The organism is Kribbella sp. NPDC104218 (genome assembly GCF_055584105.1).
Genome location: NZ_JBVJMQ010000002.1, coordinates 1346000 through 1369491 on the forward strand (window position 1 = coordinate 1346000; position 23492 = coordinate 1369491).

21 protein-coding genes are annotated in these 23492 nt (G+C 66.6%); 12 read left to right on the plus strand and 9 right to left on the minus strand.

Annotated features, from left to right (window positions below; all coding sequences use genetic code 11):
* Positions 1-103 precede the first annotated feature (103 nt).
* A complete protein-coding gene (locus ACZ6ZD_RS22160) occupies positions 104-1594 on the plus strand; it encodes a class I adenylate-forming enzyme family protein (protein ID WP_465676081.1) in 1491 nt (496 codons plus the stop codon).
* Positions 1591-2013: an acyl-CoA thioesterase gene (locus ACZ6ZD_RS22165; protein ID WP_465674958.1), complete on the plus strand. Its 423-nt coding sequence runs from the start codon at positions 1591-1593 to the stop codon at positions 2011-2013. The genes ACZ6ZD_RS22160 and ACZ6ZD_RS22165 overlap by 4 nt, the downstream gene beginning before the upstream one ends.
* On the opposite strand, the gene ACZ6ZD_RS22170 is transcribed toward ACZ6ZD_RS22165, so the two are convergent.
* The 4 genes from ACZ6ZD_RS22170 to ACZ6ZD_RS22185 are packed head-to-tail and all read right to left on the minus strand — an operon-like array spanning position 2003 to position 6390.
* Positions 2003-3058 (minus strand): alcohol dehydrogenase catalytic domain-containing protein, encoded by a 1056-nt coding sequence (locus ACZ6ZD_RS22170; protein ID WP_465674959.1) that lies wholly within the window; start codon positions 3056-3058, stop codon positions 2003-2005. The genes ACZ6ZD_RS22165 and ACZ6ZD_RS22170 overlap by 11 nt on opposite strands.
* A 26-nt stretch (positions 3059-3084) precedes the next feature.
* Positions 3085-4020, minus strand: a complete 936-nt coding sequence (locus ACZ6ZD_RS22175; protein WP_465674961.1) for an electron transfer flavoprotein subunit alpha/FixB family protein — start codon at positions 4018-4020, stop codon at positions 3085-3087.
* Positions 4021-4035: 15 nt separating this feature from the next.
* Positions 4036-4824 (minus strand): electron transfer flavoprotein subunit beta/FixA family protein, encoded by a 789-nt coding sequence (locus tag ACZ6ZD_RS22180; RefSeq protein WP_465674963.1) that lies wholly within the window; start codon positions 4822-4824, stop codon positions 4036-4038.
* 21 nt (positions 4825-4845) lie between these two features.
* Positions 4846-6390 (minus strand): aspartate aminotransferase family protein, encoded by a 1545-nt coding sequence (locus ACZ6ZD_RS22185; RefSeq protein WP_465674965.1) that lies wholly within the window; start codon positions 6388-6390, stop codon positions 4846-4848.
* On the opposite strand from ACZ6ZD_RS22185, the gene ACZ6ZD_RS22190 reads away from it, so the two are divergent.
* From ACZ6ZD_RS22190 to ACZ6ZD_RS22225, 8 genes are all read left to right on the plus strand, one after another.
* Complete coding sequence (locus ACZ6ZD_RS22190) at positions 6389-7777, plus strand: NAD(P)/FAD-dependent oxidoreductase (RefSeq protein ID WP_465674967.1); 1389 nt, start codon at positions 6389-6391, stop codon at positions 7775-7777. The two genes, ACZ6ZD_RS22185 and ACZ6ZD_RS22190, sit on opposite strands and share 2 nt — an antisense overlap.
* Positions 7778-7857: 80 nt before the next feature.
* A complete protein-coding gene (locus ACZ6ZD_RS22195; protein WP_465674969.1) occupies positions 7858-8334 on the plus strand; it encodes a MaoC/PaaZ C-terminal domain-containing protein in 477 nt (158 codons plus the stop codon).
* Complete coding sequence (locus ACZ6ZD_RS22200; protein WP_465674971.1) at positions 8331-9155, plus strand: citryl-CoA lyase; 825 nt, start codon at positions 8331-8333, stop codon at positions 9153-9155. The genes ACZ6ZD_RS22195 and ACZ6ZD_RS22200 overlap by 4 nt, the downstream gene beginning before the upstream one ends.
* Positions 9155-9307: a hypothetical protein gene (locus ACZ6ZD_RS22205; RefSeq protein WP_465674973.1), complete on the plus strand. Its 153-nt coding sequence runs from the start codon at positions 9155-9157 to the stop codon at positions 9305-9307. The genes ACZ6ZD_RS22200 and ACZ6ZD_RS22205 overlap by 1 nt, the downstream gene beginning before the upstream one ends.
* The gene (locus tag ACZ6ZD_RS22210) at positions 9304-10938 is read left to right on the plus strand and encodes a GMC family oxidoreductase (RefSeq protein WP_465674975.1); all 1635 of its coding nucleotides are present in this window, start codon (positions 9304-9306) and stop codon (positions 10936-10938) included. The genes ACZ6ZD_RS22205 and ACZ6ZD_RS22210 overlap by 4 nt, the downstream gene beginning before the upstream one ends.
* On the plus strand, positions 10935-11378 hold the full coding sequence (locus tag ACZ6ZD_RS22215; RefSeq protein WP_465674976.1) for a hypothetical protein: 444 nt from the start codon (positions 10935-10937) through the stop codon (positions 11376-11378). The genes ACZ6ZD_RS22210 and ACZ6ZD_RS22215 overlap by 4 nt, the downstream gene beginning before the upstream one ends.
* Before the next feature lie 17 nt (positions 11379-11395).
* Positions 11396-12175, plus strand: coding sequence for an SDR family NAD(P)-dependent oxidoreductase (locus ACZ6ZD_RS22220; protein WP_465674978.1), 780 nt, complete (start codon positions 11396-11398; stop codon positions 12173-12175).
* On the plus strand, positions 12172-13080 hold the full coding sequence (locus ACZ6ZD_RS22225) for a nitrilase-related carbon-nitrogen hydrolase (protein WP_465674980.1): 909 nt from the start codon (positions 12172-12174) through the stop codon (positions 13078-13080). The genes ACZ6ZD_RS22220 and ACZ6ZD_RS22225 overlap by 4 nt, the downstream gene beginning before the upstream one ends.
* Here ACZ6ZD_RS22225 and ACZ6ZD_RS22230 read toward each other — a convergent pair.
* Genes ACZ6ZD_RS22230 through ACZ6ZD_RS22250 form a run of 5 tightly spaced genes read right to left on the minus strand, consistent with a single transcriptional unit; the run spans position 13062 to position 20622 of the window.
* Positions 13062-15212: an oxidoreductase gene (locus tag ACZ6ZD_RS22230; RefSeq protein ID WP_465674982.1), complete on the minus strand. Its 2151-nt coding sequence runs from the start codon at positions 15210-15212 to the stop codon at positions 13062-13064. The two genes, ACZ6ZD_RS22225 and ACZ6ZD_RS22230, sit on opposite strands and share 19 nt — an antisense overlap.
* Entirely contained in the window at positions 15209-16657 is a 1449-nt protein-coding gene (locus ACZ6ZD_RS22235) for an aminobutyraldehyde dehydrogenase (RefSeq protein ID WP_465674984.1), read from the minus strand. The genes ACZ6ZD_RS22230 and ACZ6ZD_RS22235 overlap by 4 nt, the downstream gene beginning before the upstream one ends.
* Positions 16654-17571: an ABC transporter permease gene (locus tag ACZ6ZD_RS22240; RefSeq protein WP_465674986.1), complete on the minus strand. Its 918-nt coding sequence runs from the start codon at positions 17569-17571 to the stop codon at positions 16654-16656. The genes ACZ6ZD_RS22235 and ACZ6ZD_RS22240 overlap by 4 nt, the downstream gene beginning before the upstream one ends.
* A complete protein-coding gene (locus ACZ6ZD_RS22245; RefSeq protein WP_465674988.1) occupies positions 17568-18566 on the minus strand; it encodes an ABC transporter permease in 999 nt (332 codons plus the stop codon). Before ACZ6ZD_RS22245 ends, ACZ6ZD_RS22240 begins: the two co-directional genes overlap by 4 nt.
* Positions 18567-18588: 22 nt before the next feature.
* Positions 18589-20622, minus strand: coding sequence for an ABC transporter ATP-binding protein (locus ACZ6ZD_RS22250; RefSeq protein WP_465674990.1), 2034 nt, complete (start codon positions 20620-20622; stop codon positions 18589-18591).
* A 45-nt stretch (positions 20623-20667) separates the two neighbouring features.
* Between ACZ6ZD_RS22250 and ACZ6ZD_RS22255 the strand changes: the two genes are divergently transcribed.
* Positions 20668-22122, plus strand: coding sequence for an aldehyde dehydrogenase family protein (locus ACZ6ZD_RS22255; RefSeq protein ID WP_465674992.1), 1455 nt, complete (start codon positions 20668-20670; stop codon positions 22120-22122).
* A gap of 149 nt (positions 22123-22271) precedes the next feature.
* Positions 22272-23492, plus strand: a complete 1221-nt coding sequence (locus ACZ6ZD_RS22260; RefSeq protein WP_465674994.1) for an ROK family protein — start codon at positions 22272-22274, stop codon at positions 23490-23492.

Below are 23492 nucleotides of genomic sequence, written 5' to 3' on the forward strand. Positions count from 1 at the left end.
CGACGCCACGCTCACCTGGCCCGATACTGGCGTGCAGACCTAGCTGCTGAGGAGTACTTCGTTGCCTTCCACCTCTGAAGGGTTTCTTCGCGCTCTCCAGGCGGTGTGTCGCCGGGACGGCACAGCCGTGGCGATCGACGACGCCGCAGGCCCCATCTCCTACGAGCAACTGATCGAGCTGATCGATCGGCGAGGCGCCGAGCTGAGCCAGGCAGGTCTCCGAGCCGGAGACCGAATCGCAGTGGTGGCGGAAAACTCCAGCCACTACTTGCTGACCTGCTTCGCGGCGTGGCACGTCGGCGCCGCCGTCGCCACGATGTACCCGTCCACCAGCGCTCGCGATCTCACCCATTGCCTCACCAGCAGCGAGCCGGCCATCGTCGTGGTCGGCGACCGAAGCCATCCTGCGGTTGCCGTCGCCGAGAACCTCGGCCTTCCCGTTGCTCTGATGTCGGAGTCGTTTTCCGGGCTCAAGGCCAGATCTGGTACGCCGGACAGCGCGGTCGAGGATCTCGCGCTGATCTGCTTCACTTCCGGTACCACCAGCACCCCCAAAGCCGTCATGCACACCGGGCGCCGGTTGACCCTGGCGGCAGAGGCTTACCGGGACGTCTGGCACCTCGGAGCCGAGGACCGCACGATCGTGGCACTCCCGATGGCCTGGGCATTCGGGCTGGTCACAGCCTCGATGGCAACCCTCCTCGGGGGCGGCTGCGTCCTGCCGCTGCGGCGTTCTCGTCCTGACCTGCTCCTCGACGCCATCGCCGACGGCCGGGCAACCTTCCTTCCAGGCGTGACCACCATGTTCGTGAAGCTCGTCGACAGGCTGGAGGCCCTCCCCGAACCGCCGGACCTGTCCAGCCTGCGGCTGTGCATTTCGGGGGGCGAGCCTCGCAACGAAGCAGCGTTCGCCGACTGGCATCGTCGTACCGGCTGCCCTGTCCACGATGTCTACGCCGCGACCGAGTGCTTTCCTGCCGTCACTTACGACCCGCGACAAGACCCGGTCCCGATTCCAGGGGCCGCGGGGCGGCTGGTCCCCGGCGTCGAGATGAAGATTCTCGATGCCGCCGGCCACGAGGTCGCTCCCGGCCGGCAAGGCGAAGGATACTGGCGATCACCGGCGATGATGGTCGGCTATTGGAAAGACCCCGAGCAGACCGCCCAGGCCCTGACCGCGGACGGCTGGTTCCGGACCAGGGACCTGCTGCGGGTTGACCGCGATGGCTACGTGTTCGTCGAGGGCAGACTTAGCGATCTGATCATCCGCGGCGGCGCCAACATCTCCCCCGCCGAGGTCGAGTCGGTACTGCGGCAACACCCCGACGTCGCCCAGGCGGCGGTCTCGGGACTCCCCGACGCGATCTACGGCCAGCGAGTCGTCGCCGCGATCGTTCCGGCCGATGCGGGCACCTTCGACGCTGCGAACCTCGACAGTTTCAGCCGCGAACTGCTCGCTGCCTACAAGGTGCCCGCCGAGTTCGTTCCCGTCGAGTCCCTACCGATCAGCCCGACGACCGGCAAACTCGATCGGCGTGCTCTCGCGGCGCAGTTGCTGCGCTCAGGAGATACCAAGGGCGCTGATTCCGAGTGACCTTCACCTACCACCACCGCGTTCGGTACCACGAAACCGACGCTCAAGGAATCACCTTTAACAGCCGCTACCTCGAGTTCGCCGACGTGGCGATGACCGAGTACTTCAGGTATCTCGGCCGGCCGTATGCCCAGTTGATTGCCGGCGGCACCGACCCTTCGGTGGTGGCCTGCACCCTGAACTTCCACGAGCCGGCCCGATTCGATGAAGAGATCGAACTGACGGTCAGCTGTGCCAAGGTCGGACGTTCGAGTTTCGTTCTCGAGATGATCGTCAAGCGGGGTGAAACTGTCCTCGCGTCGATCGTCAACACGTACGTCAATGTCGATCCGGACTCAGGGAAGGCCCGCGTCCTGCCGGTCGACATCGCCGCGGCCTTGCGCAGCGACGAACCGCCTGCGGAGGGGATCAGCCGATGATGACGGGCTTGACGAAACCTGGCTCTCGCCCCGCGACCGCATCGAGCGCCAGCGGCGCTTCGTCGAGCCGATAGGTGCGGCTCACCAGTGGGGACGGATCGATACGTCCGGTCTCGATCATCCGCAACAGTCGGCCGATACGTTCGTTCCCCGACTGCTGGAAGGTACCCACCAGCGTCTTGTCGCCAACGCCCCAGCCCCAATCGGCCAACGGAATCGGCAAGCTCGCGTCGGGCGGTCCCGAATAGGAGCTCAGCACCACGACGGTGCCACCTTCGCGAACGACGGTGACGGCAGCCGGGAACGAACTCGTCACGCCCGAAGCCTCGATCGAGCTGTCGGCGCCGACACCACCCGTCAGGCGAGTGATCTCCGCCTCGACATCGTGCTGCTGGAGATTGATGACATGGTCGGCGCCCATCGCCAAGGCCACTTCTTCGCCACCCGGGCGGGCCTTCACCCCAACGACGAGCGCGGCTCCCAAGGATCGAGAGCCGGCCATCGCGGCCAAGCCGATATGGCCCTGTCCGAAGACCACGACCGTACCGCCCAATGGGATCCTGGCCGCCTCGGCCCCGGTCGTACCCGAAGCCAAGGTGTCGGTGACACACACCGCTGCGACATCGCTCACACCGTCGGGGATGGCAACCAGGTTGTGGCGCGCATCCGGAACCGTGAAGTACTCCGCCATGCTGCCGTCCCGGGACTTCCCGGAGGAGTAGCTGCCCCACATCTCACCACTGCAGTGGCCGTTGTAGCCCCGCTGGCAATTGGCGCACTGGCCGCAGGAGGTCGAGGACGAAACCGCCACTCGCTGCCCCAAGGCGAAGCCAGTCACGAGGGCTCCGATGTCGTGCACAACTCCGACGGCCTCGTGCCCGAGCACGGTCCCGTCCGCTACCGAGAAGTCGCCACGGACGCAGGCGACGTCACCCGAGCACAACGAAGCCGCGATCATCCGAACGACCACGTCCAACGGCCCTGCCGCCGGAATCGGCCTCCGCTCCAGCACCGCCCGTCCTCCTCTGAGGACCAACGCTTTCATCACATCGTCACCTCCCGACTCGGATGTCAGGCTAGCGCGGTGGTCGCCGCAGGGAGGACGCGGTGAAGGTCTCCGACCACACCGAAGTCGACAAGTTCGAAGATCGGGGCCTCTTCGTCCTTGTTGACGGCAACGATCGTCTTCGAGGTCTGCATGCCGGCGCGGTGCTGGATCGCACCGGAGATGCCGGCCGCGATGTAGAGCTGCGGAGAAACGGTCTTGCCCGTCTGACCTACTTGATAGGCGTGCGGGTACCAGCCGGAGTCGACCGCTGCCCGGGAGGCACCGACTGCCGCGCCCAGCGCATCGGCGAAAGACTCGATCGGGCTGAAGTCGCCGCCGGTACCACGGCCACCGGAGACCACTATCGAAGCCTCGGTGAGCTCCGGGCGTCCGGTAGCTGCCCGGGGACTGGAGTCGATGATTCGAGCCGCCTTGGCGGCCGCAGAGATCGTCACGGCCAACTCTTCGATCTCAGGGGCAGTTTCTGCAACCTGCGGCGTCGCCGCGTTCGGTTTGACCGTGATGATCGGCGTTCCGTGAGTGACCCTGGCCTGGACCGAGTAGTTGCCGGCGAAGACGGATTGGGTGGTCACCGGACCCTCGACGACGTCGACAGCGTCGGTGATCAGCCCGGAGTCGAGCTTCACGGCCAGGCGCGCGGCGATCTCCTTGCCTTCGGCGTTGGATGTGATCAGGATCGTCGACGCCTCCACCCGTGTCGCGATCTGCGCCAGCGCCTCAGCCTTGGGCGCCACGAGATACTGCGCCAGTTCGGGGTCGGTCAGCGCAATCACCCGGAGCGCACCGTACTGCCCCAGTGCAGGCAAGGCCTTGTGCACCCCGTCGCCGATGTAGACCGCGACCGGCTCTCCCAGCCGGCGGGCGATGGTGAGGAGTTCCGCGGTCGTCTTGCGGACCATGCCGTCGGCGTGGTCGACGAGAACAAGTACGTTCGCCATGCTTGTGCTGACCCCTCAGAGGAACTTGTTGGTTGACAGGAACTCGACGAGCTTTGCGGCACCGCTGCCGTCCTCGTCCATGACGATCGTGCCGGCGACGCGCGCCGGGCGAGCCGTCACCGCAACGACCTCGGACCACGCGGCCTGGCCGCCGACCTGGTTCGGCGAGAGTTCCAGATCGGCCAACGACCAGGTCGCGACCGGCTTCTTCTTGGCCGCCATGATGCCTTTGAAAGACGGGTACCGCGGTTCGCCGGACTGGTCGCTGACGCTCAGTACCAGCGGCAGCTCGCCGACAACGGTGTCGCTGGCAGCGTCGCCGTCGCGACGAATGGTGATTGTGTTGCCGTCGAGCGTCACCGACGAGCCCAGCGTGACCCCGGGCATGCCGAGCCGCTCGGACACCATCGCCGGGATCACCCCCATAGAGCCGTCGGTCGACCCCATGCCGAACACCACGAGATCCGGCGCGAGCTTGCGCAACGCCGTCGCCAGGACCAACGAGGTGGCCGGCGCATCGGACCCGCGCAACGAGCTGTCATTGATGTGGACGCCGTTGTCGGCGCCCATCTGGAGACCCTTCTTGATCGCCTCGGCAGCCTGCTCGGGACCGACCGTGAGCAGGGTGACCTCCGAACCGTCACCGATCGTCTCTTTGAGGGTCAACGCAGTCTCGACGGCGTACTCGTCCAGTTCGGACAGCAGCCCATCGACTCCGGCCCGATCCACCGTGTGGTCCTCGGGATGGAACCGACGATCCGCCGTCGCGTCCGGTACGAACTTCGCGCAGACAACGATCTTCATGACGCCTGGAACTCCTTCTGATCAACGGGAATCGGCAGGAGCGGCTGCCAACATCAATGCGCTCGTCGCCTCAAGGGCCGGCCGCAGGATCGCGACGATCTCGTCGATCATGTCGCGGCCGCCGATCAGCGGCGGAGCGAGTTGGAGGACGGGCTCCCCTCGATCGTCCATCCGGCAGATCAATCCGTCCTCGAAGAGCTTCGGAGACAGGAATCCACGCAACAGCCGGTCGGCCTCTGCTGTTGTCAGCCGCGTCTTGAGCTCCTGGTCTCGGACCAGTTCGAGGGCCCAGAAGTAGCCTGCTCCGCGCACATCGCCAACGATCGGAATGTCCCGAAGCCCGTTCAGTTGCTGTTCGAAGTACCCTTCGTGCTCGCGGACGCGGCCCGGCAGGTCCTCGCTCTCGAACAGTGCGAGAGCGGCCAACGCCACCGCACAAGCGACCGGATGCCCACCGAACGTCAGGCCGTGCAGGAAGACCTCCTCCCCTTTGAACTCCGCGCTCACCCGATCTGACACGAGCAGGGCGCCGATCGGGGCGTACGCGCTGGAGAGCGCCTTGGCAGTCGTAATCAAGTCGGGGCGGAGCCCGTAGCGCTCGCTGCCGAACCAGTGGCCGAGCCGCCCCCAGGCAGTGATCACTTCGTCCGCGATCAGCAGTACGTCGTACTGGTCGCAGATCTCGCGAACCCGCGCGAAGTAGCCGGGCGGCGCGACGATACAGCCACCGGCGTTCTGAACAGGCTCCAGGATCACCGCCGCGACGGTCTCCGGGCCTTCGAACTCGATCCGGCGCGCGATCGCCTCGGCGAAGTCCGCCGGGTCGTGACCCGCGGGAAGCCGGTAGACGTCCGTGTTCGGCACATGGCAGCCGCCGGCGAGCAGCGGCTCGAACGGCGTCCGCAGGCCCGGGATCCCGGTTGCGCTGAGCGGGCCGAACGTTGCCCCGTGGTAGGAGGTTTCACGGGCCACGATCTTGGACTTGGTCGGGTTTCCCCGCAGCCGGTGGTACTGCCGCGCCAGCTTCATGGCGGCGTCGACCGACTCGGATCCGCCCGACGTGAAGAAGACCCGGCCGAATCCCTCAGGGGCGAAACCCACGATCCGCTCGGCGAGCTCCGCTGCCCGCGGGTGCGTGTGCGACCAGAGCGGAAAGTAGCCCAGCTCCGCGATCTGACGCGACGCCGCGGCGGCGATCTCCGTTCGGCCGTGCCCCAGATTCGAACAGAACAGCCCGGACAGACCGTCGATGTATCGGCGGCTGGCGTCGTCGAAGACGTACCAGCCCTCGCCGCGAACGATCATGGGGACGTCCGAGTTGGCCGACAGCGGGGTGAAGTTCATCAGCAGCGTCTGCCCGGTCGCGGCCCGTGCAGCACCGTGGGTTGTCGCTCCGTGGGTTGTCATGGCCACAGTTTGACGCGGCACGGAATCGGTGAGGACCGTCCATTGCACAGACCCGGTCCGGAACCTTCTCGAATATTCCAAGCCGATCGCGCGCGAAGGTCGAATACGTTGACTGTGCCAGGAATCCGTATCTCCATCACTTTCGAAGGGCAGTGCCATGGGCGACCGACCCCGTGAGACCGTGCGTCGCAGCCCGGCCTTCTGGGCAACGCAAGTCACCGACGCACCCGAACGTCCGCCACTGACGGAAAGTCTCCAGACCGATGTCTGTGTCGTCGGAGCCGGCTTCACGGGTTTGTGGACCGCCTACGAGCTCAAACGAAGTGCACCGCACCTCAAGGTGGTCGTGCTGGAGGCCGAGACTGTCGGTTTCGGCGCTTCCAGCCGCAACGGCGGATTCGTGATGGCCGCCCTCGACGGTTCCAGAGACGCCTGGGCTGCGGCCTCGGGCCATGACTCCGTGGTCGCTCTGGGGCGGGAGATGCGAGCCACGATCGACGAGATCGGCTCCGTCGTCACCCGGGAAGGGATCGACTGCGGCTTCGTGAAAGCCGGTAATCTCACGGTCGCTCGAACGCCGCTGGAGATGCGGAGTCTGCGAGAACACTTCGCCGAAGACCTTGCCTGGGGCATCGACCGCGACGAGCTGCTGGACGCGGAGCAGACCAGCGCCCGAGTCGCGGTCGCCGGAGCTGTCGGCGGCCATTTCACACCGGACTCCGCCCGGGTGCAGCCCGCGCAACTCGTGGCCGGGCTTGCCGTGGCCGCCGAACGTGCCGGTGTGCGGATCCACGAAGGTACCCGAGTTGTCACCATTGCTCCTGGGCGGGTGACCGTCGCCGGTGGAGTCCGGATCGACGCCCGCTACGTGGTCCGCGCGACCGAGGGCTACACGTCGACAATCACCGGTGCCAAGCGCGACATCCTGCCGGTGAGCAGTGGGATGATCGTGACAGAGCCGCTTCCCGCCTCGATCTGGGCCGAGATCGGCTGGGCCGGCCGGGAAACCCTGGTCGACGCTCGCCGGGGTCACTTCTACGCTCAGCGCACTGCTGACGACCGGATCGCCTTCGGTGGCCGTGGCCGGCCGTACCAGCTGGGATCGCGGATCGATCTCGACGCAGGTATCCCGGAGCCGCTCGTCCGCGAGCTACGCAGCGAGTTGCGAGCGGCCTTTCCGGCCCTCGGGGACCTGAGGATCACCGCGTCCTGGGAAGGCGTCCTCGGCGCCAGCCGCGACTCGACCCCGACGGTCGGCCTCGACCAGCGCACCGGGTTCGCATGGGCCGGCGGATACTTCGGGCAAGGGGTCGCCGCGACCAACCTCGCCGGCCGCACTCTCCGAGATCTCGTTCTCGGAGAGGACACGGAGCTGACCCGGCTGCCGTGGGTTCAGCCGATGGGCCGCCGCTGGGAGCTGGAGCCGGTACGTTTCGTCGGCGTCCGATTGGTCGAGTCCCTGATGTACACAGCCGACCGCCGGGAAGCACGAACCGGGCGCCCGAGCCGGATAGGGAAGCTGGCCGATGCGCTGACCCGTCTCTGAGGACCCGCCCGCGTGCGGCATTGTCCGAATCGCGCAGCCACTGGCCCGCGCGGACCCTTGCAACCGACTGGAGATTCTCCATGGCTGGAACGACTGCGGCGTACGGCAGTACCGTGCGTTACTTCGACGACCTTCGAGTGGGCGATCTGTGGACTTCGCCGGGGCGGACCATCACCGAGACCGACATCGTCACCTTCGCCACCTGGTCCGGCGACATGCACCCGTTGCACATGAACGAGGAGTACGCCCGGCAAACTCAGTTCGGCGGCCGCATCTTCCACGGGCCGGGGGCCCTTGCCATCGCCTTCGGGCTCGAGATCGGGCTCGGCTGGAAGAACGGGTCGGCGATCGCCTTTCTCGGCCTGGCCGATTGGGTCATGACGCAGCCGATCCGGATCGGCGACACCATCCATGTTCAGGAGAAGGTCACCGACCTTCGGCCGACCAGCAAGCCCGGCCGTGGCGTCGTCACCACGCGGGTCCAGATCCTCAATCAGGACAACGTGGTCTGCCAAGAAGGCAAGTGGACGGTTCTGCTGTTGAGCAGGCCGGAATGACGGAGCGAACGGCGATGACGACGAGCGACGAGAGTCAGCGATATCTGACGACGAAGGTCAGCAAGGTGGAGGACAGCCGCGTCCTCATCCGCGGCTACGACCTCGAGGACATCATCGGCGGACAGTCGTTCTCCGCATCCTGCTATCTCCTGCTCCGCGGCGAGAACCCGACCGCGGCGCAGGTGTGTGCCCTCGACGCGGTGCTCAACGGGGTTCTCGACTACTCGCTCGCGAAGCCGGGGACCGTTGCCGCGCGCTACGCCGTCTCCGGGAATCCGTCGATGGTGGCGGGTATGGCGGCCGCCGTGCTCTCGGCCGGCTCGTACACCTTGGCTCCCGAGGAGGCCGGTCAGTTCATCATCGACGCCCATCGGTCGATGACAGCGGCGGGTGAGTCACTGGAGCAAGCCGCAGCACGAATAGTTGCCGAGTGCACCTCTCAGCGCGTCCGTATTCCCGGATTCGGACACCCGGTGTTCCGGTGCGTCGACCCCCGTGCTCAGAAGATCAAGACAGTTGCTGTCGAGGCAGGCGTCTGGGGCGCTCAGGCGCGGTTGTACGAAGCAATCCATTCGGTCTTTGCGACGCGGTCGGCCAAGACGGCCGCCATGCCGATCAACGACGTCGGAATGATGGCGGCCGTTCTCGCGGAGCTCGGCTTCACCCCCGTGGAGATGACCGGGCTGGTCGTCATGTCCACGATGCCCGGTGTCATTGCGCATATTGTCGAAGAACTGGCGACCGGGGTTCGGATCAGGGTTCTGCCTCCGGCGGTCGCCGGATACGACGGCAACGATTTTCGCGTCTTCAAGGAGATGTGATGATGTTTCACGGTTGGCTGTACGAGAAGTTCCAGATGAAGGCAGAGCAGGAAGCGGCGGACCGCGCCGCCGCCGAGCCGCGGGAAGCCTCGGCCGACCAGGACGCCGTCGATCCCGCTGGACCGGACGACCTGCCCGAGGAGCTCGGATGAGCTCGCCGGGGCGGTCCTCGGACGAGGCCGCCGACGTCCTGATCGTGGGCGCCGGGCCTTCGGGCGTGACGGCCGCGCGCATGCTGGCCGAAGGCGGCTTCCGAGTCACGGTTCTCGAACAGGGCGGCTGGGTCAACCGCGCTGACTATCCGAGTGACCGGCGCGAGCGTGACGTGCTGCTGGCAAGCACCTGGTCTGCGAACCCGAACGTTCGCCAAAGCCGCTGGGACTACCCCTGCGACGTCACGGATGCCGACGTCCACCCGCTGAACTTCAACGGGGTCGGCGGGAGCAGCATCCTCTACGGCGCCGAATGGCCCAGATTTCTCCCCTCCGACTTCCGCGTCCGAAGCCTGTACGGATTCGCGGACGACTGGCCGCTGACCTACGAGGACCTCGAGCCGTACTACGGTCTGCTCGACGAGACGATCGGCGTCTCCGGGCTGGCCGGTGATCCCGCTTACCCGGTCGGGGTCGAGCCCCCGATGCCAGGTGTGCCGATCGGACGGGTCGGCGTCAAGGCCGCTGAGGGGATGAACAAGCTCGGCTGGCACTGGTGGCCCGCGACCCTAGCGATCGCGACGAGCAGCCACGGCGACCGCGGCGCCTGCGCACGCTGGGGAACCTGCATGTCAGGCTGTCCGGAGGGCGCGAAGGCATCCTTCGATGTCGCGATGTGGCCGGCCGCGCTGGCGGCCGGCGTCACTCTGGTCACCGAGGCTCGGGTACTCGAAGTCACGATCGACAAGGCCGGCCGAGCCAACGGAGCCACCTGGATGGCCGCCGACGGTTCCGAACACCACACCCGAGCATCGGCAGTCATCGTGTGCGCGAACGGCGTCGGCACTCCGCGACTTCTGCAGCTGTCGACCTCGGGCCTGTTCCCCGACGGTCTCGCCAACTCGTCGGGACTGGTTGGAAAGCGGCTGATGATGCACCCGTTCGTCGGCGTGATGGGGGTCTACGAGGAGAAACTGGAGAGCTGGCTCGGCCCGTTCGGGGCCAACTTGTACTCGTTACAGTTCGCCGAGACCGACCTGAGCCGCGGATTTGCCCGCGGCGCGAAGTGGTCCGCGATGGCGATTCCCGGACCGATGGAGTTGCTCGCACGGTACGCGGAGCTTCCACTGGCCGAGCGCACCGGAACCGCGGGGCTGGCTCTCGTGGAACGTGGTCTCGGCCGGGCGTTCGAATGGGCGGCCTCGATCGAGGACCTGCCGGACGAGCACAACTCCGTCACCCTCAGCTCTCGACTCGCCGACGGCTCCGGTCTGCCGGCGCCGAAGATCAATTATCGGCTGTCGGACGACAGTATTCGGAACCTCGAGTGGAACGTGGCGCGGATGAAAGAGGCACACGAAGCGGCGGGGGCCGTCGAGACCACCGTCGTCCCATGGCTACCTGCGGTCGGCTGGCACATGCTCGGCACCGCGCGCTGCGGAAACGACCCGGCGACATCGGTCGTCGACGAATTCGGGAGGGCCCATGACGTGCCGAACCTCTTCGTCCTCGACGGCAGTGTCTTCGTGACCTCCTCGTCAGTGAATCCGACCGCGACAGTCGTCGCCTTCGCAGCGCGCGCGGTCGAACACCTGATGGATCACGCCGGCGACCAAGCGGTCCCGGCATGACGTCGGCGGAGCAGAGTCCGGCGCCTCTCGAGGAGTTCACCCGCCAAGGCCTCGCGACGATTCTGGACCTGGTTCTCCCCGGCTCATCAGCGCTTCCGTCGGGGCGGAGCGTCGGTGCCCACCTGGATCTGCTGGATCTGGTACTCGAGGCCAACCCGCAGCTGACGTTGCCGATAGCAACTGCCGGAAACCACGCCGCGCAGTCGGAGTCCTGCTCGTTGGAAGACTTGGAAGCGTGGTCGGGCGGACAGGTCGAGACGGTGATCTTCGCGCTGCATTCGGCGTACTACATGTCTCCACAGGTCATGGCCGGCCTCGGCTATCCGGGGCAGACCCGCCGACCGATAGCCAAGGCCACCGCCGACGAGGTCTGTTCCGACGACCTGGTGGCGCCGGTCTTGCGGCGTGGCCCTGTGTACGTACCGACCCCCGATCGATAGAGAATGCGAGCCACACGGTGACCAAGCCCAGAAGTGTCGTCATCACCGGAGCCGGCAGCGGAATCGGTGCTGCAGTAGCTCAAACCTTCGTCGCTGCCGGCGACCGCGTCTACCTGGCCGACCGCTCGACCGAGCGGCTCGCCGACACCTCGGCCGCGCTGGGCAGCGGCAATTTCAGCACCCATCAGGTCGATGTCACCGACCGGACCGCCGTCGAGGCACTCGTCGGCGAGGTCGTAGCTGAGCATGGCACGGTCGACATCCTGGTGAGCAATGCAGGCGTCTTCGACGGCTGCGCCGGCATCCGCGACACCACCCCGGAACTGTGGGACAAGGTGATCGCCATCAACCTCACCGGATCGTTCACCGTCGTCAAGGCCGTGACCGAGCCGATGCTCGCACAGGGGCACGGCCGGATCATCAGCATCGGCTCGATCGCGGCGCAGCGCTCGATGCCGGACGGCATTGCCTACTGCGCTTCCAAGGCCGCGCTCGAAGGGTTCGTCCGCCGCCTCGCATTCGATCTCGGCAGCTTTGGAATCACTGCGAACGTAGTGGCACCCGGCGTCGTCCGCACCGGAATCCGCGCTACCTCGCAGGAGATCCTGGGCGACGCAGTTCCGGACACGAACGTCGGCGTCGGCACCAACGGTGAACTGATGAACCTCTTGATCCCCGCACGTCGCAGCGGTGAACCTGGCGAAGTGGCGGCAGCGGTGTACTTCTTGGCAAGCGCCGGAGCCGCCTATATCAACGGTGAGGTACTCCACGTGGACGGCGGCTGGATCGCGACATGAGTCGACGCCGAATCGCGACCACGCAGGTCGAGCTGAGAGCAGAGCTCACCTTGGACGGCTTTCTGGATCATCTGGGATCTCTCGTCAGCGAGGCGTCAGCCGGAGGCGCCGAGGCGATCGTGCTCCCTGAACTGGTCAGCACAGGTCTACTGGCCGGCTTGCCCGGGCCACCCGTGACCGCAGCCACCGCGGCGGAGGCCTATCGTCGGCTGGCTCAGCAGACGCCGGCAATCATCAGCGGGTTGACGGAGCTCGCGCGCACCCATGAGATCCTGATCTTCGGCGGTAGTCACAATCGCATTGCCGGCGACGGCAGCCTGCGTAACACCGCGTACGTCGTCTGGCCGGATGGACGCGTCCGAACGCAGGACAAGATCCATCTCACCCCGCCCGAGCATGCAATGGGATCCCTCGGCGGCGACGAGCTGTTGGTGGTCTCACTGGGTCCGTTCACCGTCGGCCTGCTCATCTGCGCCGACATCCAGTACCCCGAGCTTTCACGTCATCTGGTCGAGCGCGGAGTCGACCTCATCATCTGTCCGTCGTTGACCTGGAACAGTCGTGGAGTTCACCGAGTCCGGCTGGGCTGCCAGGCCAGGGCGATGGAGAACCAGCTGTACGTCGTGATGTCCCCGCTGATCGGCCATAACGGACTGCCGACCGATGCTCCGCTGCGAACTCGCGGCCGTGCGATCGTGACCGGGCCGGTCGACAAGCTGATCGGCGTCAACGACGGTGTGCTCGAGGTCAGCAACACCTTCCAGGAGCAGGTGCTCTTCGCTGACCTCGATCATGAGCTGTTGATGGCATCGCGCGACCAACCGGAGACGCCGGGTCTGGCACTGCGTCGGCTGGACCTCTACCCGGAGCTGGCCGCCGACCGCCGTCACAGCAGCCGTGACTGAGCCGACCCGGAGATCGTGTAGTCGGCCTCCGTGGCATCGATCAGACGGCGTTCCCGGATGTACGGAAGGGGCTGCTCCGGGTTAGGACCGTCGATTTCACGCGCCAGGCGGTGACCTGAGAAGACCGCGTCGGCCAAGAAGCCCGGACGCAGTGAGTCACCGATCTGGAAGACCTCGGACAGTCCCGCATCAGCCCACTCCGCGTGCCGCCGCCGGAGCTCTCGGTACAACCCGTCGACCGCCACTCGCTGCCCCACGACCACGATGGTGTCGGCCGCCACGTCGACCGGACCCGCCTGGGTCTCCAGCACAAACTGGCTACCGGCAACGCCGCTCACAGCACTGCTCGGGTAGATCCGGACATCGCGTGCACGCAGATCGAGAGTGGTACGCACGGACTCCATCGTGTACTGAAGAAATCCACCGAAGGACGCTCCCGGCGTAGCAGCAACGACCTGGTGTCCGCGGTCGGCCAGGTACTCGGCGATGCCCGGTCCGACAAAGTAGCCGTCGGTGTCCCAGACCAGCACCCGGTGCCCAATTTCAGCCTCGCCGGCGAGCACCTGCTCCGGCGTCAGGACGGAACCAGTGAAGGACTGCAGGTCCAACGGCAATCTGTTGTACGGCGAGACTGCCTGAGCGTCGTAGCGGGATCCGGTCGCGATCACCACGATCCCGGCGCCGTAGTCGAGGACGTCGTCCGCTGTGAGCCTGGTATTGAGGATGGTGGTCACGTTGTCCAGCTTGGACAGCTGGAACTCGCGGTACTCCAGGAGATGACGCCACTCTCGGCGGCCCGGCAGCTTCGTGATCCAGTTCAGGCTCCCACCGAGTTCGCCGTCCTGGTCCACCAGGTGGACAGCTTCGAAGCCCCGTTTGCCGAGGATCATGGCGCACTCGAGGCCGGCCGGCCCGGCGCCGACCACCAGAACTGCCTGGTCCGGGTTCAGCGCGTGGCCTACCTCCTCCGGGTGCCATCCTCGACGGAACTCTTCCCCGATCGTCGGGTTCTGCGTGCAGATGATGCGGCCGTTGCCGGTGTTCGCTCGCGAGACACACAGGTTGCAGCCGATACATTCCCGGATGTCCTCGATCATCCCGGTCCGGATCTTCGCCGGCAGAAAGGGGTCGGCGATCCCTGCCCGGGCCGCACCGATGAAGTCGGCCTGCCCGGACGTGACGACTTTGACCATCGTGTCCGGACTGTTCAGCCGACCGACATTGACCACCGGCTTGTTGGTGTGGCGCCGGAAGTCTCCGGTGTACGGCGCCTCGTGGTTCTCGCCGGCAGTTCGCGACGACTGGGCATCCTGCCCCCAGTCGACGCCGCCGATGATGAGATCCCAGTAGTCGACGAGATCGTCGAGATGCCGGACCACTTGGACAGCCTCGTCGTGCGCTCGGATCCCGCGCTCGCCCAGGCCGAGTGGTTCACTCAGCGTGTCGACGCCCAGCCGCAGCCCCACCGCGGCCCGATCCCCGACGGCAGCCCGGACGCGCAACAGAGTCTCTTCCGCGAACCGGACCCGGTTGGCGAAGCTGCCGCCGTACTGGTCGGTGCGTGTGTTGTAGTAAGGGATCAAGAAGTGCGCCATCAGCGAGGCGGCGTGCCCGCAGTGCAACGTGATCAGATCGAACCCGGCCGCCACGGCGCGCAACGCCGCCTGCACGTGAAGCTCCTGGATGCGGTCGATATCAGCTGTCTCCAGCAGCGCGGCGGTCCCGGCGTAGGCCAGCGGCAGGGAGCCCTCCCCCGCCACTGCGTCCACACTGCGCGCGACGAGCCGCCCCTCGGGGGCGACCGACATCGAGGCGTGGTACTCGAGCTCCACCCCGGCAAGCGCCCCACCTGCATGAATTCGCTCCACCACGCGGCGCGAGTTGCGCACGTCGCCTTCGTCCCAGAGCCGGCCCAGCACGTACGGCACCTTGTCGGTCTCGGGAGCCACCGAGGTTGCCTCGGTGAACACCACGCCCCAGCCGCCGTCGGCCTTGGTGCCGCGATAGGCGGCATGCATGTCAGGGAACTCGGACCCGTAGCCACTGGCGTGCGGCGTGAGCCAGAACCGGTTCGGCGCGGTCTTCGGTCCGATCCGGACCGGCTCGAACAGGACTGCGTACTGATCGGTCATCGCGAACCCGCCTCGGCAACCTTGAGCATGACATGCTTGATCTGCGAGTACTCGTCGATCGCGTGCGCGGACAGTTCCTTGCCGTAGCCCGAGCGGCCGAAGCCGCCGAACGGCATCTCATTGGCCAGCACCAGATGCTGATTGAGCCAAACTGTGCCGAAGGCGAGTTCCCGGGTCAGCCGAAGGCTCCGATTCACGTCGTTCGTCCACAGACTCGCGGCCAGACCGTACCGAACACCGTTGGCAAGCGCGAGCAACTCGTCGTCCGACCCCGCGCGCTGGATGGTCACAACAGGTCCGAAGACCTCCTGCTGAACGATCTCGTCGTCCTGCCGAACATCGGTGATCACAGTGGCCTCGTAGAACCACCCTGGTCGATCCGCTCGTCGGCCGCCGATCCGCACCTGGCCGCCGGCGACACAGGCCCGCTCGACGAATCCGCTGACGCGTTCCAGTTGGCGTTCGGAGATCACCGGGCCGAAATGGGCCGATTCGTCGCCGGGATCACCGCAGACCAAGGCCGAGGCCTCCTGACAGAAGAGCTCCACGAACTCGTCGTAAACGCTGTCTTCGACCAGGATCCGGCACGGCGCCGTACAATCCTGACCGGCGTTGAGGAAAGCCACGGCTGCCAGCTCGGCTGCGACCGCGCCCAGCGGCGCGTCGGCAAACACCAGCGCCGGCGCTTTGCCCCCGAGCTCGAGATGTACCCGCTTGAGCGACGCGGCAGCAGCCGCGGCGACTCTCTGACCGGTGGCGACATCACCCGTCAGCGAAATCAGGTTGATCTGCGGGTGTTCGACCAGGGCCTGACCCGTCGAAGCGGCTCCGAGGACCAGGTTGAGGACGCCTTCCGGAAGAATCTCCTGGGCGAGCTGGACCAACAACATGGTCGATCGAGGAGTCAGTTCGGAGGGCTTGATCACGACCGTGTTCCCAGCCGCCAGGGCGGGCGCGATCTTCCAGATCGCGGTCATCAACGGGTAGTTCCACGGAGCGATAAGGCCAACTACTCCGACCGGATCCCGGCGAATGAACGACGTACTGCCGGCGACGTACTCACCGGCCGTACTGCCGGGTGAGATCCGGGCCGCACCGGCCATGAATCGCAGGACGTCGGCGTTGCCTGCGATCTCCTCCCGCGCCAGCGACAACGGCTTCCCGACGTCCTCGCTGTCCAGCCGGGCGAAGGTCGCCCCGGCAGCTTCCAGCTGATCGGCTATTGCCAACAGCAACGACGCGCGCTCGGCCGGTGTGGTGCGTCCCCACGCGGGGAATGCGGCCGCAGCGCGGGCAACCACGTCATCCACTTCGTTCGCGCCGGCAAGACGGAACCGGCCCAGCGACTCGCCTGTCGCCGGGTTGTCGACGACGAAGGCACCGTGATCGGCTGCCGTGGCGGCCCAGTGGTCGAAGACCGGTCCATCGGCGGGGGCGAGATTCATGAGACATGTCCTCCAGCAGCTTGCTGAGCGTCCGATGGGTCCGGCTGTGCGGTCGCGCGCCGTCGTCGGAGGGGCCGAGGACCTCGATCACTGTCCGGGCCGAGGCTTTGCCAGTAGGCGTCGGCGATGAGGTTCACCGAGATCATCAGCAAGGCGAGCAGGATCGCGGGCGCCACCACCGCGGCCGGGTTGATACCGATCACCACCCGGTTCTCCGACAGCATCAGCCCCCAGTCCGCGGCCGGCGGAGCCAGCCCGAGCCCCAGATAGTTCACCGACGCGATGATCAGGACCGAGTACGCGTATCCGAGACCGGCGCTCGCCAGTACGTTCGCTGCGATATTGGGAAGAATCTCTCGGAGCAAGATGCTGCTGGTCCGTTCACCTCGCCCGATGGCTGCCCGGACGAATCCACGGGTCGACACCTCCCGAGTCGCGGTGTGGACCAACCGAGCCACACCTGGCACCTGGACCAGAATGACGCCGAGCAACAGAGTTCCGGACCCGGTTCCGAGCCCCGCAATCAGCAGGAGCAGCAGAAGCAGGGCCGGAAAGGTCAGCAATACGTCGACGGAGCGCATCAGAATCGAATCGAGGAAACTGCGAGAGAAGCCGGCGACGAGACCGATACCCACACCGACCGCGTAGGCGCCAATGGTCGCGACCGTGCCCAGCACGATCACGCTCAGCCCGCCGTGGAGCACTCGGGAGAGTACGTCACGCCCGAGGAAGTCGAGTCCGAGAGGCGACTGCCCGCCCGGTCCGGCGCCCGGCCGGCCAACCGGGATCGCCGGATCGTGCGGTGCCAGCAGCGGCCCCAGGATGACGATCGCCAGCACCGCCAGGAGCAGCGCCAAGCCCACCTGGCCGGCTCGGACCTTGAGAAATCGCGGCACCTTCACGGAGGGATTCATGCGCTCTGTGTCCTCAGCTTGGGAACGAGGAGGACGATGAGTAGATCGGCGAGGATGTTGATGGCGGTGTAGGCAGCAGCCAGGATCAGCGAGATCACTGCGACCAGTTGTACGTCGCGGGTCGCCACCGCGATCACCAGCTGGCTGCCGATCCCCGGATAGCTGAAGACGCTCTCCACGACGATGATCCCTCCGAGCATGTACTGCATCGTGAGCGCGAGTACTTGCACACTCGGCGCGAGCGCGTTGCGCAGCCCGTAACGCCACACGACCCGGGATTCCTTGTAGCCGTTGAGCCGGGCCATCGCGACGTAGTCCTGCCGCAAGGTGTCGATCATCGCAGCCCGAATCTGCCGGGCTGTGTAGGCGACGTTGACGAGCAGAAGTGTGAGCACCGGCAGAACGAGAACTTGTGGATTGCTGAACGGTGTCGATCCCAGTGGTACGGGCGAAGTCGGGGGGAGTACCCGCAACCACCCGAAGAACACGACGATCAGCAGCGTGGCGGTCAGGAACTCCGGCATGGAGCTCAGCACGACCGAACTGGTCGACAGCGCGTGATCGGTGGCGCGACCCGCTCGGACCGCGGCCAGCACCCCCAGTGCAATCGCCACCGGCACGAGAACGAGCATCGCGATCAGCGCCAGAGTCGCGCTGTTGACGAGCTCCGGACCGATGATTCGCTGGACCGAGGGATCAGGGCTGTTCTGGGCCACCCCGACAGTCGAGTTGCCGAGATCGCCGGTGACCATCCCCTCCATCCAGCGGGCGTAACGCACGACCAGCGGATCATCCAGCTGGAGATCAGCCCGAAGGCGTTCGGCGGCCGCGGGCGTGGCATGTTGCTGCAGCAACACCTTCGCGACGTCACCGGGCAGCACGTTGACCGCGCCGAAGATCATCACCGACGAGACGAAGAGAGTCAGGACGGCGGCAGCCAGCCGGCGAGCGAGCATCACCACGAGGGGATACCGCCGGGAACGCTGCAGCGGCATGCCTGTTCCGCTGTGCAACGGTTCAGCCGTCTCCGTGGCGGGCATTGGAATCACCTCCCGACCCGGCGGCCAGTACCCGGCTGATACTGGGCGCGGCCGCGATCAACTTCTGCGTGTACGGCGCGGCCGGCTTTCGCAGTACGTCGACGACACGGCCGGACTCCTGAATCCGGCCGTGCTCCAGCACGACGACTTCCTCGGCAATCGAGGCGACGACACCGAGTTCGTGGGTGATGAACAGGACAGCGACGCCCAGATCGGCTCGCAGCCCATCGAGCAGCGACAAGATCACAGCTTGTACCGAGACATCGAGTGCCGACGTGATCTCGTCGCAGATCAGCACTTCGGGTTTGGCCGCCAGGGCACGAGCGATACCGACTCGCTGTCGTTCACCACCCGACAACTCAGCCGGATAACGTCGCGCCGTCGCCGCTGGGAGCCGTACCAGTTCGAGCAGCCGACCGACTTCGGAGTCGGCCTCCGACCGAGGCATTCCCAGCAACGATCGCAGCGGTCGTCCGACGATCGCGCCGATCGGCATCCGAGGGTTCAAGGCATCCGACGGATTCTGGAAGATCATCTGCAGTCGCCGCCGCTGGTCAGCTGTCCGTCGCCGGGCGGACGGTGCCAGCACCTCCCCGGCAAGTCGGATCGTTCCTGCACTGAATGGCTGCAGGCCCGCGACGGCACTCGCGATCGACGTCTTACCGCTCCCCGAGCCCCCGACGAGCGCCACACAGCCGCCCTTCGGAACGGACAGGCTGACATCGTCGACTGCGACGACGGAGCCCGCGTACTCGATCCGCAGGTTGCTGACGCTCAACACCGATTCCGCCGACCGGAGCTCAGGACGAGCCGCAACCTCACTCGGCAGCTCGCGGGGCGGGATGTCGGCAACCCGTAGGCACCGCGCGACGTGCCGCTCGCCGGCGGCTCGGAAGGCAGGAATTCCCTGGTCGCATTCGTCGACGCGCAGCGGGCAGCGAGGCGCGAAAGCACAACCTGACGGACGTTCCTCCACGCCCGCCGCGGTACCGGGCATCGGCCGCAGCGGCCGCACGACGCGGTGATCCGGGATGGTGCTGATCAGACCACGGGTATAGGGGTGTCGAGGATGGCGCAGGACCTCCCCCGCCGGCCCTTCCTCCACGACACGTCCGGCGTACATCACCGCGATCCGATCGGCGAGCTGACCGACCACCGCGAGATCGTGGCTGACATAAACCATCGCCACTTCGCACTCGCGGCGGAGACGCTCGAGCTCTTCGAGCACCATTGCCTGAGTCACGACATCGAGTCCCGTGGTCGGCTCGTCGAGCACCACCACCGGAGCGCCGCCGACCAATGAGATCGCGATGCACACCCGCTGTTGCTGTCCTCCGGAGAGCTGATGCGGGAAGCGCCGACGGAATCCCGCGGAATCGTCCAGGCCGACGCCGACCAGCGCCTCGACTACGGCGCTGTCCGTGGCCGAACCGGCGCGGTGCTCGCGCAACATGCTTCGGACGGCGTCGCCGATGCGGACAGCGGGATTGAGCGAGGTCCCCGGATTCTGCGGAACGTAGGAGATGACTCGGCCGCGACGCTCGCGCATCGCTGGCTCGTCGTCCATCTCGATGACCTTGCCCGGAACGGCCATCCGGCCCGAGACGATCCGGGCGTTGATCGCCGTGGCGCCAAGAAGCGCCAGGGCCATCGTGGTCTTGCCGGAGCCGGACTCGCCGACCACGCCGAGGATCTCTCCCGGCTCCAAGGCGATCGACACGTCCTCGATGATGGGCAGACCTCGGGCCGTGTCGACGCGAAGGTCCGTCACCGCCACGACCGAGGCCACGTCGTCAGCCTTCCCGTCGAGCGCGGAATTCGGCTTCACAATCCATAGGAGCACCGTACGGAGAGCGCTGACCCCGCACGATTGGACGAACGGCAAAGGCTCCCGGCCCTGGTTGTGCGCATCACGATGAGCGCCACTGGCGGCGCCCCAGCTCGTCTGGCTATACCCGCCATAAGCGAAAGGGGGATACTCCGGCCGGTCCGCGCGCAGGATGATCGACACGCTGGGCCTCCGCCGACGGTGAGGCCAAGCCGACTGGAGGACCCTGTGCTCGAACCCAACTCCGATCACCTGCTCAACTTCGTCGACGGCGAATGGTTGCCGTCGACATCAGGTGCGACACGGCCGAACCTGAACCCGGCGAACACCGACGACGCCATCGGAGATTTCACCGAGTCGGTCGGCAAGGATGCGGTCGCGGCGGTCGACGCCGCCGCCCGGGCTCAGCCCGCCTGGGCATCGATCGGACCGATCGAACGAGCGCGGTTCCTGACCACGGCGGGGCGACTGATCGCCGAGCGGCAGGAAGAATTCGCGATCGCGATCACCCGCGAGCAGGGCAAGCGGCTCGCCGAGGCGCGCGGCGAGGTGTCACGTTCGCTGGCGATCCTCGAGTTCACCGCCGGTGAGGGCAGGCGCCTGAACGGGGTGACCACGCCGGCCGAGGAACGTCGAACCATCGCGATGACTTTTCCTCGGCCGTTGGGGGTCGTCGGGCTCATCACACCGTGGAACTTTCCGGTCGCGATCCCGATGTGGAAGGTTGCGCCGGCGCTGCTGGCCGGGTGCTCAGCCATACTGAAACCCTCGCCGTTCACCCCGTGGACGGCTGCGTTGCTCGTGCAGGCGTTCGCCGATGCCGGCGTGCCGAACGGTGTGCTCAACCTGGTCCAGGGTGATCGCGAGCCCGGAGAGAGCCTGGTCGAGGACCACCGAGTCGCCGGCATCTCGTTCACCGGCTCGCTGCCGGTCGGCCAGGCGATCAATCAGGCCGGTGCGGAGCGGCTCCTGCGGACACAACTCGAGCTCGGTGGGAAGAACGCTCTGATCGTGCTCGCCGACGCCGACCTGGATGCCGCTGTCGATGCGATCGTGCACGGCGCCTTCGGCCAGAGTGGGCAACGTTGCAGCGCGACCAGCCGGATCGTGGTCGATCGCTCGATCCGCGAAGCGCTGCTCGAGCGACTGGTCCCGCGTGTGCAGGCGATGCGAGTCGGCCGGGGGGACCAGGACTGGGCAGATATCGGTCCGGTGGTCAACCTCGACCGGCAACGCGCCTGTCTCAGTGCGGTCCGGACGGCGATCGAGGACGGTGCGAAGGTGGCGTGCGGCGGGGATGAGGTCCTGCTTGACACCCCCGGCTACTTCGTCGCGCCGACTGTTCTCGTCGATGTCGCCTGGGACAGCGAGATCGCACAGGAGGAGGTATTCGGCCCGGTGCTGTCGGTGATCGACTGCGGCGGGTACGACGATGCCATGCGGATCTCGAACTCGGTCCGGTACGGCATGTCGGGAACCATCTTCACCCAGAACCCGGCGTACATGTTCCAGGCATTGCAGGACTTCGAGGCCGGCATGCTGCACGTGAACCGCCCCGGCGTCGGCGCGTACGCCCACCTGCCGCACATGGGGGCCAAAGCCTCCCAGCTCGGCGCGCCCGAGTGCTCTCCGGACGTCTGGGACTTTTACACCGACCTCCGCTCCGCCTGCATCAAGTACTGAGCCCACGGTCCGGCCGGTCCTCCCCACACCGGCCGGACCGTGTCCCAGGGTGGCTCGACGCCTCCCGAGCCACCCTGACCACCGGTGCTCGACCATCGGTGTACTGTCGCATCGAACTCGCAGCGGCTGATCGGGATCGGAGCAGACGAATGCCCGGGGAGGGTAGGACGACCGGCGACTCCGGTCATCGCGACCACAGGGCGACCCGCCGGGCCAACGATCAGATTGCTCTGGAGCTGTTCGCCGAGCACGGAGAACTGACCCGGACGCAGCTGCGGGAGCTGATGGGGATAGCACAGCCGACGGCCATCGACCTGATCTCTCGGCTGACGTCCGCCGAGCTGCTCTACCCCGCGGGTCAGGCAACCACTGTCCGCCGCGGGCCCCGACCGCTGGTGTACGCGCTGCGACCTCGACGGAACTACGTAGCAGCTGCGCAGTTCCTTGACAACGAACTGTCTGCCACTGTGTGTGACCTCATCGGCGGACCGCACCATACGATCGTCAGACCGGCGCAGGGGGACGACGTGCCGGCCCAACTCGTCCAGATGATCAGCGCCGTCGCCACCGAGGCAGGCTTTCGGGGCGCGTCGGCGTACACCGTCGTCGGTGTACCCGGCATCGTCGAGAGGACGACCGGCGAGCTGGGATTCACCTGGGACCTGCCGCAATGGCAGGCGAAGATCCGGTCGGTGACCCAGGACCTCCTCGGCGGACCGGTCGAGCTCATCAACGGCGTACATCTGGTGGGTCTTGCCGAAGGCAAGTACCTCGAACCCGCCGACCGTGCGCGGTATTGCTTGGTCTGGCTCGGAGTCGGGGTCGGCCTGACCGTGATCGAGGACGGCGTACCGGTCTTCGGCGCCGGTGGCGGCGCGGGCCAGATCGGCTACCTGCCGGTCCCCGGTGCACCTGTCGTTACGTTCGATCCCGGCAAAACCGATCCGGCCGGCTTCGGTGGGGGCTTCCAGTCGTCGGCCGGAGCCGGCGCGCTGATGAAACTCGGGCACGCCCACGGCTTCGCCGACCCGACGATCAAAGCCATGATCTCGCGCGCGGTCCAGCTCCGCACCGAACCGGCCGAGTGTTTCCTGGACGAGGTCTCCTATCGGGTCGCGCTCGGCATCGCAAGTATCGTCGCGGTCGCAGATCCAGGCCTGGTCGTACTACACGGCGAAACTGGCGTGACCGGCGGACCCGAGCTCTCCGAACGGGTCGAGCGTCATCTCGCTTCGATGGTGCCGACTACCCGCATCCGGCCACCGCGGTTCACCGACGGCCTGGACGCCGCGCTCGTCGGTGCGCTGTCGATCGCGCAGACCAACGGCCGGCGTTCTGTCTGGGGCGGCAAACCGAGCGCCGAGCAGTGA